Source organism: Paenibacillus sp. TSM33, assembly GCF_056099025.1.
Genome location: NZ_JBLZXB010000010.1, coordinates 571,307 through 595,060 on the forward strand (window position 1 = coordinate 571,307; position 23,754 = coordinate 595,060).

General features: G+C 45.9%; 22 protein-coding genes. 19 read left to right on the plus strand and 3 right to left on the minus strand.

Annotation, left to right across the window (positions count from 1 at the left end):
• Positions 1-88: 88 nt before the first annotated feature.
• Positions 89-964 carry a GNAT family N-acetyltransferase gene (locus ACN6NF_RS06485; protein WP_474316222.1) on the plus strand — a complete coding sequence of 292 codons (876 nt, stop codon included), beginning with the start codon at positions 89-91 and terminating at the stop codon, positions 962-964.
• Positions 965-1,066: 102 nt separating this feature from the next.
• On the opposite strand, the gene ACN6NF_RS06490 is transcribed toward ACN6NF_RS06485, so the two are convergent.
• Positions 1,067-2,386, minus strand: coding sequence for an Nramp family divalent metal transporter (locus ACN6NF_RS06490; protein WP_474316224.1), 1,320 nt, complete (start codon positions 2,384-2,386; stop codon positions 1,067-1,069).
• Between the two features lie 435 nt (positions 2,387-2,821).
• Between ACN6NF_RS06490 and ACN6NF_RS06495 the strand changes: the two genes are divergently transcribed.
• From ACN6NF_RS06495 to ACN6NF_RS06505, 3 genes are all read left to right on the plus strand, one after another.
• Positions 2,822-3,241, plus strand: a complete 420-nt coding sequence (locus ACN6NF_RS06495) for an organic hydroperoxide resistance protein (RefSeq protein ID WP_474316227.1) — start codon at positions 2,822-2,824, stop codon at positions 3,239-3,241.
• Between the two features lie 123 nt (positions 3,242-3,364).
• Positions 3,365-3,691, plus strand: coding sequence for a hypothetical protein (locus tag ACN6NF_RS06500; RefSeq protein WP_017426537.1), 327 nt, complete (start codon positions 3,365-3,367; stop codon positions 3,689-3,691).
• Positions 3,692-3,816: 125 nt separating this feature from the next.
• The gene (locus ACN6NF_RS06505; protein WP_025364320.1) at positions 3,817-4,242 is read left to right on the plus strand and encodes a thiol-disulfide oxidoreductase DCC family protein; all 426 of its coding nucleotides are present in this window, start codon (positions 3,817-3,819) and stop codon (positions 4,240-4,242) included.
• On the opposite strand, the gene ACN6NF_RS06510 is transcribed toward ACN6NF_RS06505, so the two are convergent.
• The gene (locus tag ACN6NF_RS06510) at positions 4,239-5,027 is read right to left on the minus strand and encodes a DUF3153 domain-containing protein (protein ID WP_474316229.1); all 789 of its coding nucleotides are present in this window, start codon (positions 5,025-5,027) and stop codon (positions 4,239-4,241) included. The two genes, ACN6NF_RS06505 and ACN6NF_RS06510, sit on opposite strands and share 4 nt — an antisense overlap.
• Positions 5,028-5,264: 237 nt before the next feature.
• Between ACN6NF_RS06510 and ACN6NF_RS06515 the strand changes: the two genes are divergently transcribed.
• From ACN6NF_RS06515 to ACN6NF_RS06585, 15 genes are all read left to right on the plus strand, one after another.
• Positions 5,265-6,236 carry a metal ABC transporter solute-binding protein, Zn/Mn family gene (locus ACN6NF_RS06515; protein WP_474316231.1) on the plus strand — a complete coding sequence of 324 codons (972 nt, stop codon included), beginning with the start codon at positions 5,265-5,267 and terminating at the stop codon, positions 6,234-6,236.
• 14 nt (positions 6,237-6,250) lie between these two features.
• On the plus strand, positions 6,251-7,015 hold the full coding sequence (locus ACN6NF_RS06520; RefSeq protein ID WP_474316233.1) for a metal ABC transporter ATP-binding protein: 765 nt from the start codon (positions 6,251-6,253) through the stop codon (positions 7,013-7,015).
• A gap of 5 nt (positions 7,016-7,020) precedes the next feature.
• Positions 7,021-7,950, plus strand: a complete 930-nt coding sequence (locus tag ACN6NF_RS06525; RefSeq protein WP_474316235.1) for a metal ABC transporter permease — start codon at positions 7,021-7,023, stop codon at positions 7,948-7,950.
• A complete protein-coding gene (locus ACN6NF_RS06530) occupies positions 7,947-8,834 on the plus strand; it encodes a metal ABC transporter permease (RefSeq protein WP_016820689.1) in 888 nt (295 codons plus the stop codon). Before ACN6NF_RS06525 ends, ACN6NF_RS06530 begins: the two co-directional genes overlap by 4 nt.
• A gap of 219 nt (positions 8,835-9,053) precedes the next feature.
• On the plus strand, positions 9,054-11,381 hold the full coding sequence (locus ACN6NF_RS06535) for a histidine kinase (protein WP_474316237.1): 2,328 nt from the start codon (positions 9,054-9,056) through the stop codon (positions 11,379-11,381).
• A 520-nt stretch (positions 11,382-11,901) separates the two neighbouring features.
• On the plus strand, positions 11,902-13,071 hold the full coding sequence (locus tag ACN6NF_RS06540; RefSeq protein ID WP_474316238.1) for a P-loop NTPase family protein: 1,170 nt from the start codon (positions 11,902-11,904) through the stop codon (positions 13,069-13,071).
• Between the two features lie 13 nt (positions 13,072-13,084).
• The gene (locus ACN6NF_RS06545; protein ID WP_474316240.1) at positions 13,085-14,332 is read left to right on the plus strand and encodes a CpaF family protein; all 1,248 of its coding nucleotides are present in this window, start codon (positions 13,085-13,087) and stop codon (positions 14,330-14,332) included.
• Positions 14,329-15,120: a type II secretion system F family protein gene (locus tag ACN6NF_RS06550; protein ID WP_474316241.1), complete on the plus strand. Its 792-nt coding sequence runs from the start codon at positions 14,329-14,331 to the stop codon at positions 15,118-15,120. Before ACN6NF_RS06545 ends, ACN6NF_RS06550 begins: the two co-directional genes overlap by 4 nt.
• 18 nt (positions 15,121-15,138) lie before the next feature.
• Positions 15,139-16,011, plus strand: a complete 873-nt coding sequence (locus ACN6NF_RS06555) for a type II secretion system F family protein (protein ID WP_474317520.1) — start codon at positions 15,139-15,141, stop codon at positions 16,009-16,011.
• Between the two features lie 13 nt (positions 16,012-16,024).
• Complete coding sequence (locus tag ACN6NF_RS06560; RefSeq protein ID WP_474316244.1) at positions 16,025-16,216, plus strand: Flp1 family type IVb pilin; 192 nt, start codon at positions 16,025-16,027, stop codon at positions 16,214-16,216.
• A complete protein-coding gene (locus ACN6NF_RS06565) occupies positions 16,216-16,884 on the plus strand; it encodes a TadE/TadG family type IV pilus assembly protein (RefSeq protein WP_474316246.1) in 669 nt (222 codons plus the stop codon). The genes ACN6NF_RS06560 and ACN6NF_RS06565 overlap by 1 nt, the downstream gene beginning before the upstream one ends.
• A 42-nt stretch (positions 16,885-16,926) precedes the next feature.
• A complete protein-coding gene (locus ACN6NF_RS06570; RefSeq protein ID WP_474316248.1) occupies positions 16,927-19,143 on the plus strand; it encodes a hypothetical protein in 2,217 nt (738 codons plus the stop codon).
• Entirely contained in the window at positions 19,112-20,107 is a 996-nt protein-coding gene (locus ACN6NF_RS06575) for a pilus assembly protein (RefSeq protein ID WP_474316250.1), read from the plus strand. The genes ACN6NF_RS06570 and ACN6NF_RS06575 overlap by 32 nt, the downstream gene beginning before the upstream one ends.
• Before the next feature lie 84 nt (positions 20,108-20,191).
• The gene (locus ACN6NF_RS06580; RefSeq protein ID WP_474316252.1) at positions 20,192-20,704 is read left to right on the plus strand and encodes an A24 family peptidase; all 513 of its coding nucleotides are present in this window, start codon (positions 20,192-20,194) and stop codon (positions 20,702-20,704) included.
• A 62-nt stretch (positions 20,705-20,766) separates the two neighbouring features.
• The gene (locus ACN6NF_RS06585; RefSeq protein ID WP_474316255.1) at positions 20,767-22,545 is read left to right on the plus strand and encodes a DUF6382 domain-containing protein; all 1,779 of its coding nucleotides are present in this window, start codon (positions 20,767-20,769) and stop codon (positions 22,543-22,545) included.
• Positions 22,546-22,755: 210 nt separating this feature from the next.
• On the opposite strand, the gene ACN6NF_RS06590 is transcribed toward ACN6NF_RS06585, so the two are convergent.
• Complete coding sequence (locus tag ACN6NF_RS06590) at positions 22,756-23,670, minus strand: TIGR01777 family oxidoreductase (RefSeq protein WP_474316256.1); 915 nt, start codon at positions 23,668-23,670, stop codon at positions 22,756-22,758.
• Positions 23,671-23,754: the final 84 nt, after the last annotated feature.

Sequence of the window (23,754 nt, forward strand, 5' to 3'; positions counted from 1 at the left end):
ACGATGAATAAGCGGACAGACTATAGAAGGACAGCGCCTAATCGTCCATAAACTGCGTGTTTTCTTCTTGATGAGGGCAACAAATAATATGCAGGAATATAAAATTATTAAAATGAATGATTTTTCATATCATCAGATTTCTCGGATACGAATGTTGGAACAGCGATGTAAAGATTCTGACGGATCAAGTTTGAGAGTGGGCATAGAAAGCCTTAAAGAAAACGGCGGGGATAAAGCATTCCTTTGTCAAATGGGCAGCCAGCTCATTGGCTACTTCAGTTGGTATACATCAGATGAAATCGAAGCTAATATTAACGCTATGGTTCATCCGGATTATCGGCGTCAAGGTGTGTTCCGCTCCTTAATGAACAAAGCTGCAGTAGAGATGCAAATACAAGGCATCAAAACATGTCGTATCAGAATCCCGTCCAATTCAAAACCTGGAATAGATTGTGTGAGGCACTTGGAGGCGAACTTTAGTACATCTGAATTTACTATGCATTTAGTTCAGTTCCGCTCTGATATGCTACGTCACTCCGGCTTAGTTTTACGACGAGAAGAAGCTCAGGATTTTGATTTTATGGTTAAATGTTCATCACAAGCTTTTGGGGATTCGGAGTCTTGGACAGAGAACTATTTTAAACATACGAGAGAACCAGAACGTGTTACCCACCTCGCTGTAGATAGACTGACACCAGTTGGCATGGTTCGAGTCAATCATATCCATACGGATACAGCAGTTATTCATGATTTCTGTGTACATCCATTATACCAAGGCAGAGGGTATGGCCGGGAAATTCTTGCTCGCGTGGTTAACATCTTGCTCGCCAGGCAGTACACTCAGATTCGACTAGGAGTGGTTACTCAAAATAAACGTGCCTTGAATCTCTACCGATCAATAGGGTTTGAGATTTCTGCTGAGTCTCATTATTATGTGAGTGCAATACACCATTTTAACGATTAAACTAGCACTTATTTATAGAGGACCAGAAAAAAGGGTGAGTAAAAAAAGGTATCTCGCTGCCGCATGGGCAAGCGAGATACCTTTTTATGATTTTGCTACCAATCAACCTGTAATTGTCTGAATAATAAGTACCACATTCAAGGCGATAATGACCCCGGTCACGATCCAGGTCAGCACTTTTTGCCATGTTTTGTTTGCAAATTCACCCATAATTTTTTTGTCACTGGTAAAGAGCAGTAATGGAATGATGGCAAAAGGGAGCTGAATGGATAAAATAACCTGACTTAGCACAAGCAGCTCCTCCGCACCTTTTTCACCTGCAATCGCAGTGACGATGACTGCCGGAATAATCGCAATAAGGCGGGTCACCAAACGACGTAACCAAGGTGAGAGACGAAGGTTCAAGAAGCCCTCCATCACGATTTGTCCGGCTAAAGTACCTGTCACGGTCGAGTTTTGACCTGAGGCGAGTAATGCCACTCCAAACAGTATGCTCGCAAGTGTGGTTCCCAGTAATGGCGAAAGCAGATAATAGGCATCACTAATCTCTGCTACATCTGTTCTTCCTGCTGTATGGAACACGGCAGCTGCTACGATCAAGATGGCTGCATTAATGAATAGAGCGAACATGAGCGCTATACTGGAATCCCAAGTTGCAAATGTAATAGCTTCCCGTTTACCTGCTGATGTCTGCTCATATTTGCGAGTTTGTACAATAGAAGAATGCAGATACAGGTTATGTGGCATTACGGTAGCTCCCATAATACCGATGGCAATATACAGCATGTTTGGATTCGTCAATATTTGTGAGTCCGGTACAAAGCCACCCAATACGCCGCCCCATTCCGGTTGTGCCAAAATGAGATTAATGCCAAAACAGCCGGCAATCGTGGCCATTAATACAATGACGAGTGTTTCCAATGCACGGAAACCTTTATTTTGCAGCAGCAAAATGAGCATAACATCAAATGCGGTAATGATGACTCCGTATAGTAACGGAAGACCGAACAGCAACTTCAGTGCAATGGCTGAACCGATGACCTCGGCCAAATCCATGGCTGCAATGGCAATTTCGCATAAAAGCCATAGGCCGATCGCGACAGGGCGACTGTAAGCATCACGGCACATTTGAGCCAAATCTTTACCTGTAGCAATACCGAGCTTGCCAGATAAGGCTTGCAGCAGAATGGCCATCAGGTTGGAGATTAGAATGACACTAAGCAGTGTGTAGCCGAATTTTGATCCCCCAGCGATGTCTGTAGCCCAGTTGCCAGGGTCCATATAGCCGACAGCGACCATATAACCTGGTCCAGCAAAGGCAAGAAACTTCCGAAACCAGGTGCCATCCTTCGGGATGCTCAAAGAACGATTCACTTCCGATAGTGAAGCGATTTCCGCGAAGTTGCCCTTTGAATTTTTCATACGCTTCACCTTCTTTGTTCATATTGAAATATATTATTAATGACATAGCGATTGCGTTATCCCTATTGTACACCCACAATAGTTTTTGTCTAGTGCAACTTTTATGTGGATAAGCAAATTTATCGTATTTTTGAAGCAATTGGCCATCCTAATTAAAACTAAACAATGGAAAAAACCAAGCTATATTGCTCTCAAGGGGCAGCTTGGTCGTTTTGAATTTTCTAAGTGTAGGCGGCCTTTCAAGTAGGGGCTTATAACATATAGTGTAAACACAAAAGAAGTGGAACTAAACGGTAAATAAAAGGGTTATTATTCCCTTTAAAATGATTCATTTTGCGTGGCTCGTTTAAAGTACATACGAGAAGGAAATCATGTATTAACATGACGAGGATTCCTGCGGAATGCAAATAAGATGGATGAAGGAGAGATGAAATCATGGAAGCGTTATACACAGCCTCAGCAACGGTACATGGTGGAAGAGACGGTACAGTGGCTTCTTCAGACGGAGTATTGAAGCATAAGCTGAGCACACCGAAGGAACTGGGTGGCGCAGGTGGAGACGCTACGAATCCGGAGCAATTGTTTGCGGCAGGCTATGGTGCATGCTATGAAAGTGCGTTGGCGAATGTGGCCCGTAAAGCCAAGGTAAAGGTGGACAATGTAGAGGTCACCAGCTACGTATCGATCGGTAAGGACTCAAGCGACGGCGGCTTCCAGTTAGCGGTGCGTCTGGATGTAAAAATACCGGGGATTGAGCGTTCCCAGGCTGAAGATTTGGCACGCCAAGCACATGATTTTTGTCCGTACTCCAAAGCCACTCGCGGTAATATTGATGTTGAACTCAACGTCATTTGACCGCATTTTTTAAAGATTTCACACACGGCCGCCGTTGGATCGGCGGCTTTTGCACCTAAATCTTGATCCGCTGATATGTGCAACCATTTGACATCACCGCCAAAATTCATTAAGATGTCATAGGTGATTCTGGTCATCAGGTACGAAACAAATTTGAAAAATACGGGTGATATGATGTCTTACAGACCGAATATTGTTAATTTCACGCTGGCTGGTAGCAACGAAAAGGAAGGGCTTTATGAGTTTAAAATGAGTTTGGCCGATGGAACGGAGTGCCGCGTTTTTTCTCAACGTAATCCGGAGTGGACTTTGACGAATATTAGTCGACTGCTAACGACACCTTGCCCGGTATGCCATAAGGATTTTATCTGCAAGTGTATGGATCAGTTCCATGAAGAGTTTTTAGAGCAAATTAATGCTAAACAGCTGTTTGAGAAAGCATTGAGCTAGTTTTTCGAACAGGTAAGGATTATACAGTTCTAGACAAGCGTCGGATATTTTCGACGTTTTTTTGTTTATAATTGAATCGTTGCGTTTTCATGCCGTTGATTTCTCTGTGGAGGTGAAGAACGTTGATGAACCAGTCTAGTCATATCCATATCGAACATTCCATTGTATTGGTGGATGGGGTATGCCACTTTTGTCAGGGAGCAACCCGCTTCATTATCAAACGTGATCCTAAGGGAATATTCCATTTTGGTTCCCTGCAATCCGAGGCAGGACAAGAACTTTTACGTGCAGGTGGACTGTCTACAGATCAACTGGATACATTCGTGCTGATTGAAGACGGTACGTATTATACGAGGTCAACCGCAGCTTTACGGATTGCCAAACGCCTTCGTTTTCCATATCCGCTGGCTTATGTATTCATCTTGATTCCCCGCTTTGTGCGCAACGCAGTCTATAACTGGGTAGCTCGTAACCGATATCGTTGGTTTGGCAAGGATGAAGAGGATCAATGTCAGATCCCCCCACCAGAAATTAGGCAACGATTTTTTTAGTTGCTTCTTTTGTGTTTATTTTTGCGGCGATCATTACGAATCAGCAATATTACAGCTACTGCGATCAGTAGAAGACCCGTAACCGATACATACACGATATGGCGTACATTGGGTACGTTGACCGACAATTTTAGCTCGTTAGACTCTAATGGAGCAATGTCCCAATAGAGTGTTTTTCCGTCATCCGACACACGGTCCGCATTACTGGAAGCAGGTTGGATGGGTAGGGAAAGGCTGAAGTTAAGATCCAGTTGCCTCTCTAGCAATTTGCGTGCGAACACATTCATTTGTTCTAATTTATCACTCAGGCCACGAGCTTCTTCAGGAAGCATCCGAGGTAGATCGAGCTTAAGCGTAAGATCCATATTGGTTGTGAAAAAATGCTGGCTCACTGCGCGATTTATTTCTAATCCCTCAGGCAGATTTGAACCCTGATCGGGATTTTTTTGGTTTGTACTCCAATCCCCTTGATAATGCCCCTTTATTTGATAACCCTTTCTCCCCTGCTCTGATAGCTGCTGTACGTCTACATTGTTGCTTTGTATACGTTGAATTAATCGATCGAGCAGCCCGGGATTGTCCAACATCATCAGTGTCTGGTTGTTTACACTGAACGTTGCATCCATATCTACACTTTGATCCAGATGAACATCTACATGAATGTCACCCCGAGCACAGGAAGTTAGGGCAAGCAGACAACACACCAGCATAAAAATGAGCATTATTTTTCGTAACTGTATTTGTCGACGTTTGTTCCGATAAGGGCTGTATCCTGTTGGGTTCATGACTTGCACCTTCTTTGTATGGTTTCTTTGGTATAGCGACTGGATATCTTCTATATATTACACATTCAGAGAGCCAAAATCGAACGATATAAAAGAATAGTTAAGATTTATATCTCAAAAATGTTTCCCTAGGTAAAAAGTTTAGTGTATACTCTAAAATATAGTATAGATAAAAAATAATTGTCTAAAGTAAATAGTTTGTCCCCCAAACAAATATTAAAAGGAGGATTTTGAAACATGAACAAGCAGTTTAAGAAGGCTTTGCCGCAATGGGTAGCGACGGTTGGAGTGTTGTCTCTGGTTCTAGTCCTAGCGACGGCATGTACAGATGCCAAGAAGACAGAGCAGGGAGCTGCGAAAGAGGCTGGGCAAAAAATAAAGGCTACAACTACCATCGGTATGATCTCTGACATTGTCGGGAAGGTCGGCGGTGCTCATGTGGAGGTCACGGGAATTATGAAGTCAGGTGTTGACCCACATTTGTACAAGGCTTCTCAGGGAGATATGCGCAAACTGGATGAAGCCGACATCATTTTTTATAACGGGTTGCATCTGGAAGGAAAAATGCAGGACATTCTGGAGAAAATCAGCAAGCAAAAACCCGTTATTCCCGTGTCCAAAAACATTGCTCAAAATCTATTGCGTGCAGCTAGCCCAGAAATGGGGTCTGAGTATGATCCGCATATCTGGTTTGATGTACAAAACTGGGTGTCTGCGGTAGAAACCGTCAGAGATGAATTGTCGGAACTGGATGCTGCTCATGCGGAGGATTACAAGGCCAATGCCGAAGCTTATCTCGCTGAGCTACGAGAACTGGACGATTACACGAGAGAGCAGATTGCCAGTATACCGAAGGCTCAGCGCGTACTTGTCACAGCACATGATGCCTTTGGCTATTTCGGAGACGCTTACCAGATTCAAGTAAAAGGCCTTCAAGGCATGAGTACAGAATCAGAGGCGGGCTCACAAGATGTGACCAAGCTGAGAGATTATCTGGTAGAGCATAAAATTAAAGCCATATTTGTAGAATCAAGTGTGCCGAGAAAGGCCATCGATGCCGTTATCCAGGGTGCAGCTCAGCAAGGTCATACCATAAAGGTTGGCGGCGAGCTGTATTCGGATGCTATGGGTGAAGAGGGTACAGAAGATGGAACATATATTGGAATGGTCAATCATAACGTGAATACGATCGTTAGAGCTCTTAAATAAGGAGGCGTAGACACATGGGACATTCACCACTTGTTGTTCGTGATTTATCGGTAGCATATCAAAAAAAGCCCGTTTTGTTCGATGTCTCCTTTGAGGTGCCGGAAGGCAAGCTGATTGGTATTATCGGTCCCAACGGAGCTGGCAAATCTACACTGATCAAGGCCGTGCTGGGGCTAATTCCAAAGCTCAGGGGTGAGGTGCTGGTCTACGGCAAGCCCTATAAGCAACAGTTGCTCAAGGTTGGATATGTACCGCAGCGGGAGTCGGTGGATTGGGATTTTCCGACGAATGCTCTGGATGTGGTTATGATGGGACGGTACGGCAGACTGGGCTGGTTTAAGCGTCCGGGAGCAGCAGATCGTCAAGCTGCGATGGAGAGTTTGGACAAGGTTGGAATGAGCGAATTTGCAGACAGGCAGATTAGTCAATTGTCCGGCGGTCAGCAGCAACGTGTTTTTTTGGCGAGAGCACTTGCGCAGGACGCTCAGCTTTATTTTATGGATGAACCGTTTGTCGGTGTGGACGCGGCAACAGAAAAAGCTATCATTTCATTGCTTAACGATCTGAAACAGCAGGGGAAAACTGTGCTTGTCGTTCATCATGATTTATCTACGGTCACGGATTATTTTGACCAGGTTATGCTGTTGAATGGGCATCTGATGGCGTTTGGAGAGACCGCAGATATTTTTACCGAGAGAAATCTGCAACGTACGTATGGCGGGCGCCTGAGTATACTCAAAACAGGTTCTGAATCCGGCACGATACTCGGAGTGAGGTGAGCAGTGTGACAAGCTTGGTGGCGCTTTTGACAGACCCGAACATGCAGTGGATTCTGCTAGGCTGCATTTTACTCGGTTTAAGCAGCGGGGTGATTGGCAGTTTCATGTATTTGCGTAAGCAATCGCTTATGGGAGATGCTTTGGCCCATGCGGCTTTGCCGGGGGTATGTGTGGCTTTTATGATCACAGGCACAAAATCCATGTTTGGATTTATGATTGGGGCAGCCATTGCAGGGATTGTTGCTACCTTTGCCATCAGTGCGTTAACCCGGTATTCGCGAATTAAAAGCGATTCGGCAATTGCAGCGGTGCTGTCCGTGTTTTTTGGCTTCGGCATTATGTTGTTGACCGAAATTCAGCATAGTGGTGCAGGCAACCAAAGTGGGTTGGATAAATTTTTATTTGGCCAGGCTGCGGCAATGGTGTTGTCTGATGTCTATACGATGGCGCTAATTTCGGTGGTGCTCATCGGAATATGTATATTATTTTTCAAGGAATTTAAGCTGCTCAGCTTTGATCCCGGCTTTGCTCGTGGACTTGGTTTTCCTGCAGGGCTACTGGATAAGTTGTTGATGCTGTTGATTGTCATTGCGGTGGTGGCTGGCATTCAAGCTGTGGGCGTCATTATGATGGCTGCTCTGCTAATTACTCCAGCCGTGTCGGCAAGATACTGGACAGAGAAGCTGGGTGTTATGGTATGCCTGTCAGGTTTGTTTGGTGCTATAGCGGGTCTGGGTGGGACCGTTATTAGCTCTCTGGGACAAAACTTGCCTACAGGACCATTGTGCGTGTTATGTGCGACTGTGGTATTTGGTGTAAGTCTGATCTTTGCACCACAGCGCGGAATGATTTCCAAGGCTATCGTTCGGTTGAACGCCAGAAAAAGTCTGGAACAGAGAGTCGGAGCACAGCCAAGGGAGGAGCGGGCCCTATGAGTTCATTTTATGTGATTCTGACGGGAATGTTAGTGGCAGGGGGATGTAGTATCGTCGGATGCTTTCTCGTGCTTCGGAAAATGGCTATGATCGGTGATGCAATCAGTCATGCGGTACTGCCTGGTATTGTCATTGCCTTTCTAATCAGTGGATCGAGGGATTCGGTGTGGATGATGTTTGGTGCAGCCGTGCTGGGGCTTCTAACAGTGTATCTGATTCAGCTATTCCAACAAAGCGGTCTGCAAAGTGATGCTGCCATTGGCGTGGTGTTTACGACATTGTTTGCTATCGGTGTACTGCTGATCAGCGTGTTTGCTTCCAATGCCCATCTGGATATGGACCACGTTTTGTATGGGGAAATTGCCTATGTCCCGTGGAATACGATAGAGATTGCTGGCTTCGATATAGGTCCGAGGGCTGTGTGGATTACGGGCGCGATGTTTTTGATCAATCTGCTCGTGGTAGGGGGCTTTTTCAAGCAATTTAAAGTCACTTCCTTTGATCCTGCATTGGCAGCTTCATTAGGCATTCCGGTTGTTTTTTTTCATTATCTGCTAATGAGTCTCGTATCGCTAACAACAGTGGCGTCATTTGAGAGCGTGGGTGCAATTCTAGTGGTTGGCATGCTCGTTGTCCCGCCTCTTACCGCTTATTTGCTGACGGAGAAGCTGTCCCGTATGATTGCATACAGCGTGGGAGTTGGAGCTATTAGCTCGATCGTAGGCTTTTATACAGCAACTGTATTGGATGCTTCTATTGCGGCATGTATGCTGTGTGTGTCGGGTGTGTTGCTGCTCTTGGCTTTTCTATTTTCCCCGTCTCATGGTGTGGTATGGCGAAAGTTATTTCAACAGCGAGGAATCGTTGGCGAAAATAGCAAGTGAGTCTCGTAGGAAGTGATCCTATATGAATTACTCAAAATAGCGTGCAGACGGGCATAAAGTGCCTGAATGCACGCTTTTTTACGCTTATGCTAAATTGTGCTGCTTTTTTTGAAGCAAGCTTGTTGGGTCATCTTGAATTAACCGGGACACGGGAGTACATTCTTTATAACCACACAAAAGGGTTCGGAACGAGCTGTTACGCTGCGGGGAGGAACGAAATTGGAGAGCTTCAAACGTAAATCACCAGAGGAAATACTGGATTCCATTAACAAACTGCATCGAGGCAGACTCAAAATATACATTGGTGCGGTCAGTGGCTCGGGCAAAACGTATCACATGCTGCAGGAGGGACAATCGCTGCAGCATGAAGGGATTGATGTTGTAATTTGTGCGGTATCGACTCTGCAGCGGCGTGAGACCGTGGAACAGGTCGGCTCCCTAGAGCGAGTACCCAGTATTCATTGGATGAAGGATGGCGAGGAGCAAAAGGATCTGAATGTGGAAGCTTTGGTGGCACGAAATCCTGAGGTGGTGCTGGTGGATCATTTGGCACATCATAACCGAAAAGACGCCTCATTTCCAACAAGGTTGGAGGATATACGGTATTTGCTGGAGATGGGAATTAGCGTCATTACGACGGTCAATGTTTATGAACTCGAAGGGATCACGGAGTGGGTATATCAGCTGACAGGATTTGAAGCGGAGTATACGGTTCCGGTTGATACATTGGAGCTAGCGGATGAAATTCGTTTAATTGATGCCACCCCGGAGATGATTCTGGAACGGCTGGCGAAAGGTTACATGCATACGCCCAATCCTGAGATGTTTCACCGGGGAAATCTGGGTAAATTGCGTGAGCTCGCTCTGCGATTGGTGGCAGAGGATGTGAATGATTCGCTGGAACGGCACCGAGAGGAGCTAGGCTTGCACGGGGCGTCAGGAGCCGCAGAGCGTATTTTGGTGCCTGTCCAGTATCATTGGAATGGGTCCATTTATGTACGCAGGGGGGAACAGGTGGCAAAGCGGTTGGGTGGAGATATGCTGGTGGTCTCCTTTGTCAGCTCGAAACGCAAGCTGTCCAAGGAATCAGCAGCCTTCAAGCGTTCCATTGAGCAGTTGGCCGACAAGATCGGGGCGACATTTGAAGAAATCCCGCTCCTTTCCCGCAGAAGGCTGCCACGTCAACTTATACATTATGCGGTGACTCACAATGTTACCCGAATTGTTATGGGGCATTCTCGTCAGACTCCATGGCAGGAGCTGGTTAAAGGATCACTGGTGAACGGAATTTTAAAACGAATGAAAAATATGGACCTGCTGTTGATTGCAGACCGAGCTGAGCAGGAGGGTGAACGGATTTTGCCAACGATGAGACAGGAGGAAGGAGATACTGACCCGTATCATCGTTTGAGTGTTGAGGAAGTACAGGCTGAGGAAGCCAAAATCCTGCGCGGCAAGCTCAAAGTATACATTGGTGCTGCTCCGGGGGTCGGCAAAACATACACCATGCTGAGAGAGGGAAATGATCTGCTGGAAAGCGGGATTGATGTGGTTATTGGATTACTGGAAACGCACGGAAGAGCAGAAACACTAGCGCAGGTAGGCTCTCTGGAGATGATTCCCCGCCAGTCTATCGAGCGTCATGGTGCACATTTGGAAGAGATGGACACTGAAGCCATTCTCAGGCGTAATCCTGAAGTAGTGCTAATTGACGAGCTGGCACATACCAACGTTCCGGGAAGTCTGAAATCTAAACGTTATGAGGATGTACTGGCCATTTTGGAGCAAGGTATTTCTGTTATATCCACAATGAATGTGCAGCATTTGGAAAGCTTGAATGACGCAGTAGAACAAATTACTGGCATTCGGGTGAGAGAGACTGTCCCCGACCATATGATGCGTCTGGCTGATGAAGTACAGCTTGTTGATGTGGCTCCCAAATCGTTACAGCAACGGATGCGAGAGGGCAAAATTTACGATCCTGCGAAGGTGGAGCAGGCTCTTAGCCACTTTTTTAAGCTGGGTAATCTAATTGCGCTGCGTGAACTTGCTTTGCGGGAATTGGCAGACGATGTAGATGAGCGGCTAGAATCCTGGGATCGGCACGAGTCACTTCGGGGACCGTGGCGCAGGGAGGAAGTGATTTTTGTAGGCGTGACGCTAAGCGAAAATGCTGAAAGGCTGATTCGCCGCGGTTTTCGTATCGCCTTTCGCCTGAAAGCTGTGTGGATTGTGACTTATGTTCATGTCGGTGAGTGTATACCGGAGAGATTGCACCCTCGTCTGGAACAACTAAAGTTGCTGACCCACCGACTGGGGGGAACCTTTGAAATTCGGCTTGTTTCCAGTCGACGCGAGATTGCCGACATTTTGATTGCTCCAGTGGAAGGATATTCAGGCACGCAGCTCATCGTGGGGCAGTCTTCCCGAAGTAGCTGTTGGGGAAAGACTGCGGTCGTGCCGAGGATTCTCCGTCAAGCACGTCATATGGATGTTCTTATCGTGGCGGATTATGACCCGGATATTAAGCTGGAGACAGATTATTAAAATGCCCAATCCATTCATAAATAGTCATATGCTGGTTACCGGTTATGCACTGCTTCCATAGTATATTCTATCTCAAAGAAATGGAGGCGAGTTTGAATGTATAAACATCGTAAGCATGATTGTCATTTTCCAAAGCCAAAAAAACGTGTTTTTAAGAAAATCATTAAGGTGACTGTGATTAAGTTTAAACCAAAATTTAAACGTGATCACTGGAAACATGAAGACTTTGATAAGAAATGTCATTGCCGGAAACGTCGTCATCATCGCCATCATGACTGTCATCGTCGTCACCACAAATTCTACTAAGATTAAGATCGTAGGGGGCGGGGCTAGATTGCCCGCCTTCTCCTAGTACCAGGATTTGAGGAAAATACTTTCGCAAAAAATACTTGCTCTAACATAGGTGCTATGCTATTCTACCAGTAAATAGATTGCACGTGACGGAAGCACCGTTCACCAACCGTATGTACTTACGGATGGATGGACGGTGCTTTTTTGCGTTCTTGTACTGGGAAAGGGGATGAGCGTATTGGTTCCGGTAAAAGTGGTATTGGCAGTAGAAGGCCGGGATTATATTGAGCCTCTGCTGAATTATGTTCACGGAAGCGAGTACGCCAGAAGGCTCAGGATAACGGCTTTTTCGCAGCCGGAGGCATTTCATCAATACATGATGGAAACCAGCGGAATGAAAAAACCAGATGTAGTGGTAGGTGAAATGTCCTTTCTGAATCTATGGACAGCTCGGGAAGATGCAGATATTCCTTGTTTGGTATTACATGAGGGAGAACAAGTAAGCGAATATGGGCAGCCTGTATTAAAATTTCAGCCTTTATCTGAGCTGGTCGGTTTTATTTTGGAAACGGCGAGACAGAGCTCGAATGGTCGGAAAAGTGTAAACAGTCGGGAAGGTGGAATGATTATCGGCATGGTGGCAGCTTCAGGCGGATTAGGCAAGACAACGGCCGCGCTCAATATGTCCAAGCAGCTGGGGAATGAGGGATATTCCGTATTCTATTTGAATCTGGAAACGGTGGATTCAAGCTCGTTGTTCACTGGTTCAGACAGTTCTAGCGGAACACAAGGAGAAGGAGGACTATCCAGACTGCTGTATGATCTCAAGTCGGAGGGGAATGAGGGCGCTTCGTTATCTGTGGCTTCCTATTGTGTGCATCGTCCTGAAATTCAGTCTGATACGTTTCAACCTGTCTATAATCGCAAGGAATTGACGGATATGACTTGTGATGAAGCGAAAGAGCTCATTCGAACGATTGCTGAAAGCGGGCAGTATGATGTAGTGATCGTAGATAGCGATTCTGAAAATGGTGACCGGGCTCAAGCCATATTTGAAGCTAGTCATAAGCTGATCTGGTTGCTGGCTGACGATTTAATGAGTATGCACAAGTGCGGATTATGGCTGGATGTTTTAGAAACTATGCAGCCTGAAGGGCTTGAAGCCATGATATGCAAAACCAGCTTTGTGGTGAATCGCTACATGGGAACTATGATCAACTCGTTACCTCGTGATTTCATGGAGCTGAACGGAGCGTTACCCTATATACCTTCATGGAAACAGATGCAGCATCGAGAGTTGTTGCTTAGTTCACCGATTTATCAGCGGGAAATCCGTCATTTGTGCCGCGAGCTGCTGGATATGGAGAGCGCAGCACAGCCGACGGCTGCTTGGTCCTAAGGGGATGATGACATTGAATGAGGAACAATTTAAGGCATTGCGCGCAGATATTCGGAACGGGCTGGACGTAACGTCCTCGGTAAAGGATACAGATTTAGTACGGCATATCGAAAAGCGAATTTTACATGACGTAGAGCTGGCAAGCTTAACTTCCCGAGAGAAGCATGCACTTGTCCGCAAAATTTTCAACTCTTTCCGTGGGCTTGATGTGCTCCAACCATTGATTGACGATCCGACCGTTACGGAAATCATGATCAACAGTCATCGGGAAATCTTTGTAGAGCGGGCAGGTGAGGTGATTCAGGTGTCCGATCAATTCGAATCCCGCGAACGACTGGAGGATTTGATCCAGACAATTGTAGCCGGGGTGAACCGAATTGTGAATGAGGCTTCTCCCATTGTGGATGCCCGATTAAAGGACGGATCACGTGTAAATATTGTGCTGCCGCCAGTTGCTCTCAAGGGACCGACAATGACTATACGGAAGTTTCCCGAGCGTCCCATGACGATGGATGATTTGATACGAATAGGTGCGCTCAATACAGAAGCCGCGGCTATGCTCAAAGACTTGGTACGTAGCAAGTACAACATTTTTATAAGCGGCGGAACGGGTTCTGGTAAAACAACTTTTCTGAATGCATTATCCCAGTTCATCCCTTCATCTGAACGGATTATTACGATTGAAGATTCGGCAGAGCTGCAAATTGTGACTGTCCCCAACCTGGTTTCCATGGAAACACGGAACGCGAACACCGAGGGGAAGGGAGAAATCACGATTCGTGATCTGATCCGTTCCTCCCTGCGTATGCGGCCCAACCGCATCGTGGTGGGTGAGGTCAGAGGGAGTGAGGCATTGGATATGCTGCAAGCAATGAACACGGGACACGATGGGAGCTTATCAACTGGGCACTCGAATAATATCCGCGATATGGTCAGCCGGCTGGAAACGATGGTGCTCGGTGGGGCAGAGCTTCCGCTTGGAGTAGTACGGCAGCAGATTAGCTCGGCCATTGATATATTTGTTCATTTGTCACGGTTACGCGACAAATCCAGAAGGGTGTTGGAAATTAGCGAAGTGATTGGCTTTGAAAATGGTGAGGTGACGCTGAATCCCCTTTATCGTTTCCAGGAACGCGGAGAAAGTAACGGACAAATCGTAGGGGGACTGGAACGTTGTGGTGGGGGTCTGCAACATACATTGAAACTGCAAATGGCCGGGATCAAGCCGGAAAGCTGGCACAGGGAAGGAGTATCGGCATGATAACAGGAAAGGCGACTGCCAAGCAAGTGTCACGTGAGATCCCTTCTCTGCCGGATTATACGGTGTATACATTATCGAATGTACAAAAGAGTCTGTGCATTCTCTTTAGTGGAGTGCTGTTCGCGATGATCGGATATCTATTTTATCACCAATGGATATTATCGTTGCTGTGCGCTGCTGGAGCTGTGGTGACACCTCGTTATTTTAGAAAGTTTTTGCTGCAACGGCGTAGGTCTGCCTTAAGCATTCAATTCAAGCAGGCTTTATACGCGCTTTCGTCTTCTCTTTCAGCGGGAAGATCGGTGGAGAATGGGTTTCGTGAGGCTGTAGAGGATTTGAGGTTGCTTAGCCCGGATGGTGATCACGATCTGATTTTTGAATTTAACATCATTACAGCCTGCCTTGAGATCGGACAGCCTGTAGAGGCTGCTTTGCAGGATTTGGCTCGTCGGGCTCAGATGGAGGATATTACGAATTTTGCGGATGTATTTGCGGCTTGCAAACGAACTGGAGGGGATCTGGTGGAAGTCGTACGACGGGCTTCAAATGTCATTGGTGAGAAGCTGGAAATTCAGCAGGAGATCGGTGTAATGATTGCGCAGAAACGTTTTGAATCGAGGGTTATGTTTGCAGCACCTTTTTTGTTTGTTTTGTTTATGACAGTGACAGCGGGAGACTACATGATGCCCTTATACAGCGGTACAGGTATGATTTTATCAACCTTTTGCTTACTTGTGCTTGGTGGCTGTCTCGTGTGGATCAACCACATTATGAAGATTGAAGTGTAAGGAGTGATAGGTGTGTTGATGTTGGTTTGTATGGTCATGCTGGTTCTGCAAGTGGGAGGTTGGGTGGTGCTGAACCAAATGTATGCTGCTAAGTATGCACATTTTCGCCATATGAAGCTGGAAGGACTGCGGCTGCAAAAACTTTCGGTGCCTTTTGTACACATGCTTCATGTCTCACGTGCCACTCATAGGCTGCCTTTGCTGATGTTCAAGCTACAGCGTTCAATACAGAAGTTGTATGGTATGCGCCACAGCGGAGAAAAAACGATGCTTTTTCTGGCAGAAATGTTGGGTTACGGATATATGGTGGCTGCTGGTGGAGCATTAATATCGCTTATGATGGGCGGGGAAGCGACTGGGCTGGTGCTTGGGTTGGGGCTCGGTGTACTGGTGCCAGTTGCGCTGGTCAGGGATTTGCATGGGAAAGTACAGAAGCGGGATCAGCAAATCTTAATGGAATTGCCCGAACTATTGAGTAAAATGATGCTTTTAGTTGGTGCGGGAGAGACGGTGCAACGGGCTTTGCTTCATTGCGTGGAACGTAAAGGGGCAGATACGGTACATCCATTGTATCGGGAATTGCGGCAGGCAGTGGGGGAATGGGAAAGTGGCTATTCCTTTCAACAGGCATTTGAACATCTGAGCAAACGTTGTGGTATTCAGGAAGTGACGATATTTACAACGACAGTTTTATTGAATATGAGGCGTGGCGGGAGCGATTTTGTAATGGCTTTACGTGAGTTATCTCAGACGTTATGGAGCAAGCGGACTTCAATTAGCCGTACAAGAGGGGAACAGGCTTCTTCAAAGTTAGTCTTCCCGATGGCACTAATTTTGCTAACGGTCATTGTGCTGGTGGGCGCTCCGGCTTTAATGATGATGAATATGTAGGAGGAATAAAGTGATGATGACAATTGTAGCGGGTAGTATTCGTAAATTGTACAAGAATGAGGATGGTTTGGGGACGTTAGAAATGATCCTGATCATTGCGATTCTGATTGCGGTGGCGATTATTTTTAAAGATCAGATCAAGAAAATTGTAGAAGGGCTGTTGAAAAAGGCAGATAAAAAAAGTAACGATTTTATGGATTCATAATGCTGCGCAAATTGGTACAAAAAGAGGACGGGAGCTTCTCCTTGGAGGCTTCCCTCGTCTTCCCCATTCTGCTGCTGGTCATTTTTATAATGTTATTTTTTTGCCTGTATATATATCAAAAATCTATATTGGTGCAGGTTGCTTCTACTGCTTCGGAACGAGCCGCTTACAGTTGGGATAATAGCTTTAAGGACCCACGTACAGGAGCATTTGCGCATGGGCAACGTGACTCTCTCTATTGGCGCTTGAAGGATGATGTTATGTTAGGCGCCCTGTTTGGCTGGACCGGAGCCAACAATCAGGAAAGTGTACAGGTACCAGGCGGCAATGAAGGAGGCTCATTACCTGCTCAGAAGCTGTCCAATGCAGAAAATAGAATGCCTGCGGGCATGCATGGGCAGATGACATATAAGAACAGTATGATTTACCGTAAGGTGACCACAGAGCTAAATAAGATCGTGAAGGTACCTTTGTTGAATCAGTTTTTAGATCATACAGATTTACAAGGAAAAATGAGCTCAGGTGTGGTGGAACCTGTGGAATGGATTCGTACAGTGGAGTTGGTCCGTTATTATGGTGCGAAGTTTATGGGCAGAGGCTCAGGTGAAAAGGTAGATCAGGCAATTGTAGGGAAAGTATTGATGCAATATGGGCAAAACGGTCAGTAAGGAGTAGGTAAACGGGAATGTAAACTGGAAAGGAGGAAGCGGGTGTTTGGTAAGGGACGTAATACAAAGGATGGGGAATCGGGGGCAGTCACGGTCTTCCTCATTCTGATTTTGGCGGTCATGTTTGGTTTTATTGCTGTATTTATTGATTACGTGAGAATTGCTGCGCTGCATGTACAGACTGAACGGCTGACCCATGCGGCGGTTCGATCAGTGATGTCTGCTTATGACCCGACATTACAGCAGGAGTACGGCTTGTTTGCTTATGGTAAAGGTGGTGGAGAGCAAATTATGGTCAAAGTGCTGAATGACAGTACGCGGCGTACGGCGCGCGCGCAAACGCTACCGCTAATGAATATGAAGCTGGATTCCAGTTCACTGCAAATGGAAAGGGAGCTTGGTAAATATGCCATATTTAACGAGCAGATCCGTGAAGAGATGAAGTATAAAGCGCCTGTCGATTTTACGATGGAAGTGCTAGAAAAGCTAAAGCCGCTCTCTCAAAATATGAAGGAGGCTTCACACACGGTAGATTTGCTGAAACGGCTGCAAAAGCTGTATGACAGACGAGAGGCCAAACTGGATGACATGCTGGAGAAACAGCGTAAGGCAGGAGCTTATATGGAAGAGGTTCGCAAACGGATTATTAAACAGAGGGGGACATATATGCCCAATCAGTATATATGGGACCCACTTGAGGTTGTAGCCGATATTGCTGCTCAATATAAGCATTACGTGCATGTATATGAGGATAACAAGAAGAGTGTGGACGATGTTAAAATCATGCAGATGGAGAAATATGCAAGGAGGGCAAGGACAGCACTGGATCGCCTGCGACAGGTCATGGTTCAGACTGGAGAGGAGCATGATAAGCTGCTTTTGGAAGCCAAAGAACCGTTGAATGAAGCTCGCCAGATTAATGAAGAAATGCGTAAAGTTATTGTCCAATATAAGCAGAGGGCGGCCAATGCAGGCTATGACGTGGTTTCGGCAGCCCCCACTCCAAGCGGAGCAGGCACCGGCGCCGATCCGTCTGTAGGAAGTGCCCGGCAAAAAGCAGAGGATCTGTTGGTTCCGAACAATGAATTTGAGCAATGGGAAGCAGAAATCGAAAAGCAATGGATTGCAATAAATACTGCTAACAATATAATAACGAGCATGAGACGTACACTATCTTTCTATACAGATCCATTTTTGAATGCAGACATGCTCAAGCAAGAAGTTGCTTCAACGCTCAAGGAGATAGATAAATACTTAAATGCGTATGCTTGGGCGGGAACCGCGAATGTACTCGACGGGGAAGCCAGAATGATGGATACGCGACGCGGCCCGGACAAAGAACGCAAGAAAATGGAAAAAGAGGCGAAAAACAAGCTCAAGCAAGCCTATCGGATCATTGAGGTTCTTTCTAAAGGTAAACAAAGTGCTGAGCAATTCCGAGTGGTGGAGCAGTATTACAATGAAAGTATTTCGTTTAATCAGTCTTCATCCAGTCCATCTGTAACCGCTGATTTGTCCTATGATACCTATGATGCAGCGGGGGCTTCCATGGATAGTATGGATGGTTTATACGAGGCAGCGTCCAACTTACTAACTCAACTGGGAGACGAGTTTTACCAGAATGAATACGCGCTTTCTTACTTCCATCATATGGATTTCAGCCGATTTGGCAGTTTGGCCAGATCAGGTGGAAATGTAGGTAACGCCGCACAGATTTTGGGGGATCGGCTGGAGGTAAATAATCAGGAAGTTGAGTACATCTTGTATGGGTTTCATAATCCGACGAGTAATCTGGCATCTGCCTACGGAGAGATTTTTGCTATGAGGCTTGCCATTCGAACGATGGAGGGGCTAGTTAAAAATAGCTCAAAAGGTAACCCGTTGGTCGTTTTGGCGGCAGCTTTGTTATATGGAGTAGAGAAGGCGATTGAAGATATGATCATGCTGGCACAAAAAGGGGATGTGCCTTTGTCTGATTTTCTGAAATTTCGAATGACTTACAAGGATCATTTGCGATTGTTTCTGATGCTTCATAGCAATAATGAACGAAAAATGTCTCGTATGCTTGCTTTGATTCGCTTGAATACAGATGTCAATCCCGCTGAGCGACGGACGTATGCAAAGGGTGAGGTCAAGAATGGGATGAGGCTGTGGTTTCTACCTGGAGTAATGAAGATGCTCGGAACCGCCTCCAAAGAAGGCGAAAGTATTAAGGGAAGTGTGTACTATGTCACGAAAACAGCGCATTTTTCCTATTAATCAGTATCTACGGCAGGTTTATGGACTGAAGCAGCCTGAACAAGGAAGTATTGTTTTAGAAGCGTCACTGGTGTTGCCATTGTTTTTGTTTTTTATTATTTTTCTAATTTATATGGTCCAAATGACGCTGGTCTCCACAGCCTTGCAGACTACTGCTTCAGAAACGGTTAAGCAGGTTTCGACTAAAATCTACCCGGTGTCTCTAGCCGTGGAGGCAGCGTCCGCTAAAATAGATGCAGCCCGCAAACCGCTAGATGAACTTCCTAAGTTATCTGTGAGTGAATATGCAAGCCAATTCGCTGCCCAACTGCCACCTCCAATCGGCGACTGGGTAGAAAGCGCTGTTCAAGGCGGTCAAAAGCCGCTGGAGGAGCTACGGGGACGCTTGACGGAGGCTGCACTTGATCCTGTTCTGAAGACGATGCTAAAGCCTTTTATGGAGAAAAGTATTCTGGAGTATGACCGTATTCATATAACGAGCGTTCATGTACCCTCTCTTACAGAAACTAAGGACCCTTATTTTAGAGTAGAGCTATCGTATGAACTACCGATGAAGGTTCCCTTTTTGTATCGCAACATTGTGCTCCAAGCGGCGGCTGAAGAACGTCTTTGGATTGGTGATACAGGAGAGGGAGCAGGTACAGATGATGCAACAGGGGATAAGGATGCGCAGCATTCCATACAGTTGCTCGTCAAGCCTGAACCTGCTGTGAAGGGTGTATACAATTTGATCAAGGCCAAGGTTGAACCTGGGACGAATGCTACCCTTTCGGTACTTTATAAGTCAGGTGAAAGCACAGCTCAGCACTTGGGCTGGACCTCAGCCAATGCAGAAGGAATTGTTGAATGGAACTGGTTTGTGGGAACAAACACAACACCAGGTCAATGGAGCTTTGTAATTGAAACGGAGGATGGCCAACGTATTGAGGTTCCGTTTTCTGTACAGAAAACAAATGAGGGATAGGCTATAGACGTATAGAGATAACTACATTGAAAAATGATTTGGCAGGCCTGCTAGTTTTCATTGTTGTAAAGGGGGAAGATCACATTGACGTGGATGTATATTGTGTGTGGAGTTCTGCTGGCGATCGCGCTAGTTACGGATTTACGAAGCATGAAAATACCTAATAAGCTTACGTTGCCCGGCATAGCGGTAGGCTTGCTGTTCAATACTCTGTTCGGAGGTTGGCACGGTTTTTTATTTGCTACTGCTGGTCTTGGCACCGGTTTTGGATTCATGCTGATTTTGTACTGGATGGGAGCTATTGGTGCAGGAGATGTAAAGTTGTTCGGCTTAATTGGAGCCTGGACAGGTGCTGCTTTTGCGTGGCAATCGGCTCTATATTCGATTTTTTTTGCAGGCATTATTGGTATAGGAATTTTACTATGGAAGAGGGAAACCATCATGAGATTGCGGCGCGTGGCGTTTAATTTAGGAGGATTTTTCCTGTTTCGCAGTGGTAAAGCACTGACAAGCGGGAGAGAAGCACACCTCAGGTTTCCTTTTATGACGGCAGTCATTCCGGGAGCGGTCAGTGCTTATCTTTACTTCTTGTCATGACGTGTCCGATTGGGGGGATCATGCTACCTCAGGGAATAAGAATTTGTTAAGGAGGTCATGAATTGTTTGGTTTAAGCAGGGATTTTGCTCGTAATGGCGGAACGTTTATGATACTAAACAAGGATGGCGGGCTCAAGACTGATGATTTAAATTCTGTACAGACCCGAATGATGATTGGCAATCGGATTCCCGGTCTGCTGGAACTTAGAATAAAAGAAGTCGATTTTCAGATCGAGTTACATTACGATATTTCGGGGCGACGTATGCTTTCCCAAGTATGGAAAGGTGGGAATGTGTCGACTTCCGATTTCTATCGAATTCTCTTTGAAGTAGTAGATGCTCTTCATCGTAGCCCACAATATATGTTAAATATCTGCCAGTTTATTTTGCACGAGGATTACATTTTTATAAGCAGTTCAGGTACAAGGGAGACCGTCAGTTTGACCTATGTTCCTTTGTGCAGTGTACAGTATGCGGAACAAACAGGTAGTTATTTTAAGCAGATGGTTATTCGTTTGAGGACTCGTGTGGCTCACCCTCAGGGAGAATCTATACAGCGCATACTTGATCTATGCGAAAGAAATGAATTTGAGTTGGGTGCGTTGAAGGAACTATTGTTGCAAGGGATGGCGGCCAGTGAACAAAGCATCAGCGGTCAGGATGAAGGTAGATCATCTGTTCATTTCTCTCATACCATACAGGGGAACGATGCAGATCGTGGCGGAAGAACGTACGGGCAAGAACATCAGGAGACTCTGCAGGAAATTCAGGAGCTTAAGCGGGTCAATCGACTCAAGCAGTCCACAAAATCAGAGGAAAATGTCGAGGTAGGGGCCGACAACGAAATGGAAGATGAGGAGCCTAAATTGCAACAATATAAAACATACATTGCTCTCGGGTGTCTGCTCGCCTCGGCTATCGTTTGGCGTTATATTTATTTGGATCATCCTGAGACGGTGTCCTTGCTTATTTCGATTGTGCTGACTTCGGTACTTGTCGCTGTTGCTTATATAAGCTGGACGGGGAAACTAGAGCGCAATCGAGCTTCATCTCATTTTTATAGTGAAGCAGTACCTGTAATGGATTCGGAATGGTTAGGAACTACCCCTCCAGCACAACGAAAAAATGACCGTTATCAGGTAGATAAGCTGACTGGGTTTGTAGCGGGACGCCATCATCAAGACAAGCCATCATTCAATTCGAGTGATCAAGGGCAGGAGAGCTGGCGTTGGACTTTTCCAGACTTAGAATCTAAAAGCATGGGAAGTCGAATGCCGGAGAATAGAGGGGAAGTAAGTACAAATTATGACTTACAGGAGCCATCGAGGAAAAGTGCCACGCGGGGAAATGAATTGGACGACAGCGATACCAGCGAGGCTTATTATAAGTCCTTGTCCGGGGTAACGGAGCTACTCAATACTGTATCCAAGCAGGAAACTGTGCTACTTCGTCCAGATCAAGACATACAGAGTCCAACTGTTCAGCACTCGCCGATTGCTTACTTGGACCGTAAGTTATCTGGGAGTGGAGAAACCGAGCGCATACGGTTGCAGCCAGACCAATTCGTTGGTGGCAGCTTTATCATCGGAAGAGATCCGCAATTGGCCCAGTTTGTAGAGCATACGGATGGAGTTTCCCGTTCTCATATTGAGCTTTGCATAGTTACAGGACGACAAAGCCACATTGTAAAGGATTTATCCTCGACGAACGGAACTGTGCTGAATGGAGCGCCTATGGTGCCTTATAAGGAGTATATCATGAAGGATGGAGACACTTTTAACATCGCTGGAGTCTCTTATACTTATCGATTGGATTCTTTTAAATCCTCTAATGCATCTTGAGTAAACGTTAAATGGACATAGTTAAGACTAAGAGAGGCCTGTTATATTCTGGGCTTCTTTTTTATAAATAGAAGATTATTCATAGGCCTAAAATGAGGCAATTCAAAGATCTCAAAGTTTAATTGATAGATTATGTCTAAATCAAAAATGAACCCTAAGCTGGTAGAGATACAAAGATACTATCTATCCTCCATAGAGTTCATTTTTTATTCAACGCTGCTTGTGAGGAGAATGGAGTTCCTCTAGCGCTTCCTTCAGTGAGGAATACTTAAACTTAAATCCGTGCTCCAGCGCTTTACGCGGTATTACCTTTTGACCGTCTAATACAAGCGTGCTCATCTCACCCAATAGCTTTTGAACGAGAAAGCTGGGAACGGGAAACCAGTGCGGACGGTGATATACCTTAGCTACTGTTTTCCCAAATTGGTCGTTCGTCATAGGGTGTGGTGATGAAGCGTTCACTGCCCCGGAAATCTCTGGTGTATGAATGCAATACGAGATCAGACGAACGATATCGGCAATATGAATCCAACTCATCCATTGATGGCCGCTACCTATTTTTCCACCGAATCCGAAGACGTAAGGCATCTTCATGAGTGAGAATGCTCCTTTTTTTCTGTCCAGCACTAGGCTGATGCGTAACTTAATTAGACGGATATCGGCAGGGTAGGCATTGGCAGCTTCCTCCCATTGCTCAACCACCTGAGACAGAAAATCTTCCGAACGGCGCGGACTTTTTTCGTCAAATGTTTCGGTCAAGGAGGTACCATAGGCGGCAACAGCCGAAGCCTGAATGATAACTTCCGGTTTTTTTTGCAGAGCATTCAACGCTTGAGCCAACCGGGCAACGGACAGCAGTCGTGATTGAAGAATTCTTTGTTTGGACTTGTCCGTCCAGCGCTGATTCAGCGTCTCACCTGCTAAATTAACGACCGCATCTGTACCTTCCAGTAATTCAGGCTTTTGTTTTAATTCGTTCCAGCTCATATACTGCAAGCGAGGGCTCGCTTCGTGTCCAACCAGCGGCTTGCGGGTAATGACTTTTACGGTATATCCGTCATCTAGCAGACTTTTGACCAGTGCACTCCCCACCAATCCAGTTCCTCCGCATACGATGATGTTCATGGAGTTATTCTCCTTCCAATTCGAAAAAAATAGTTCTGTTATAAAATATAACCCTTTTTGACGCAAAAGCTTCATATTGAACGT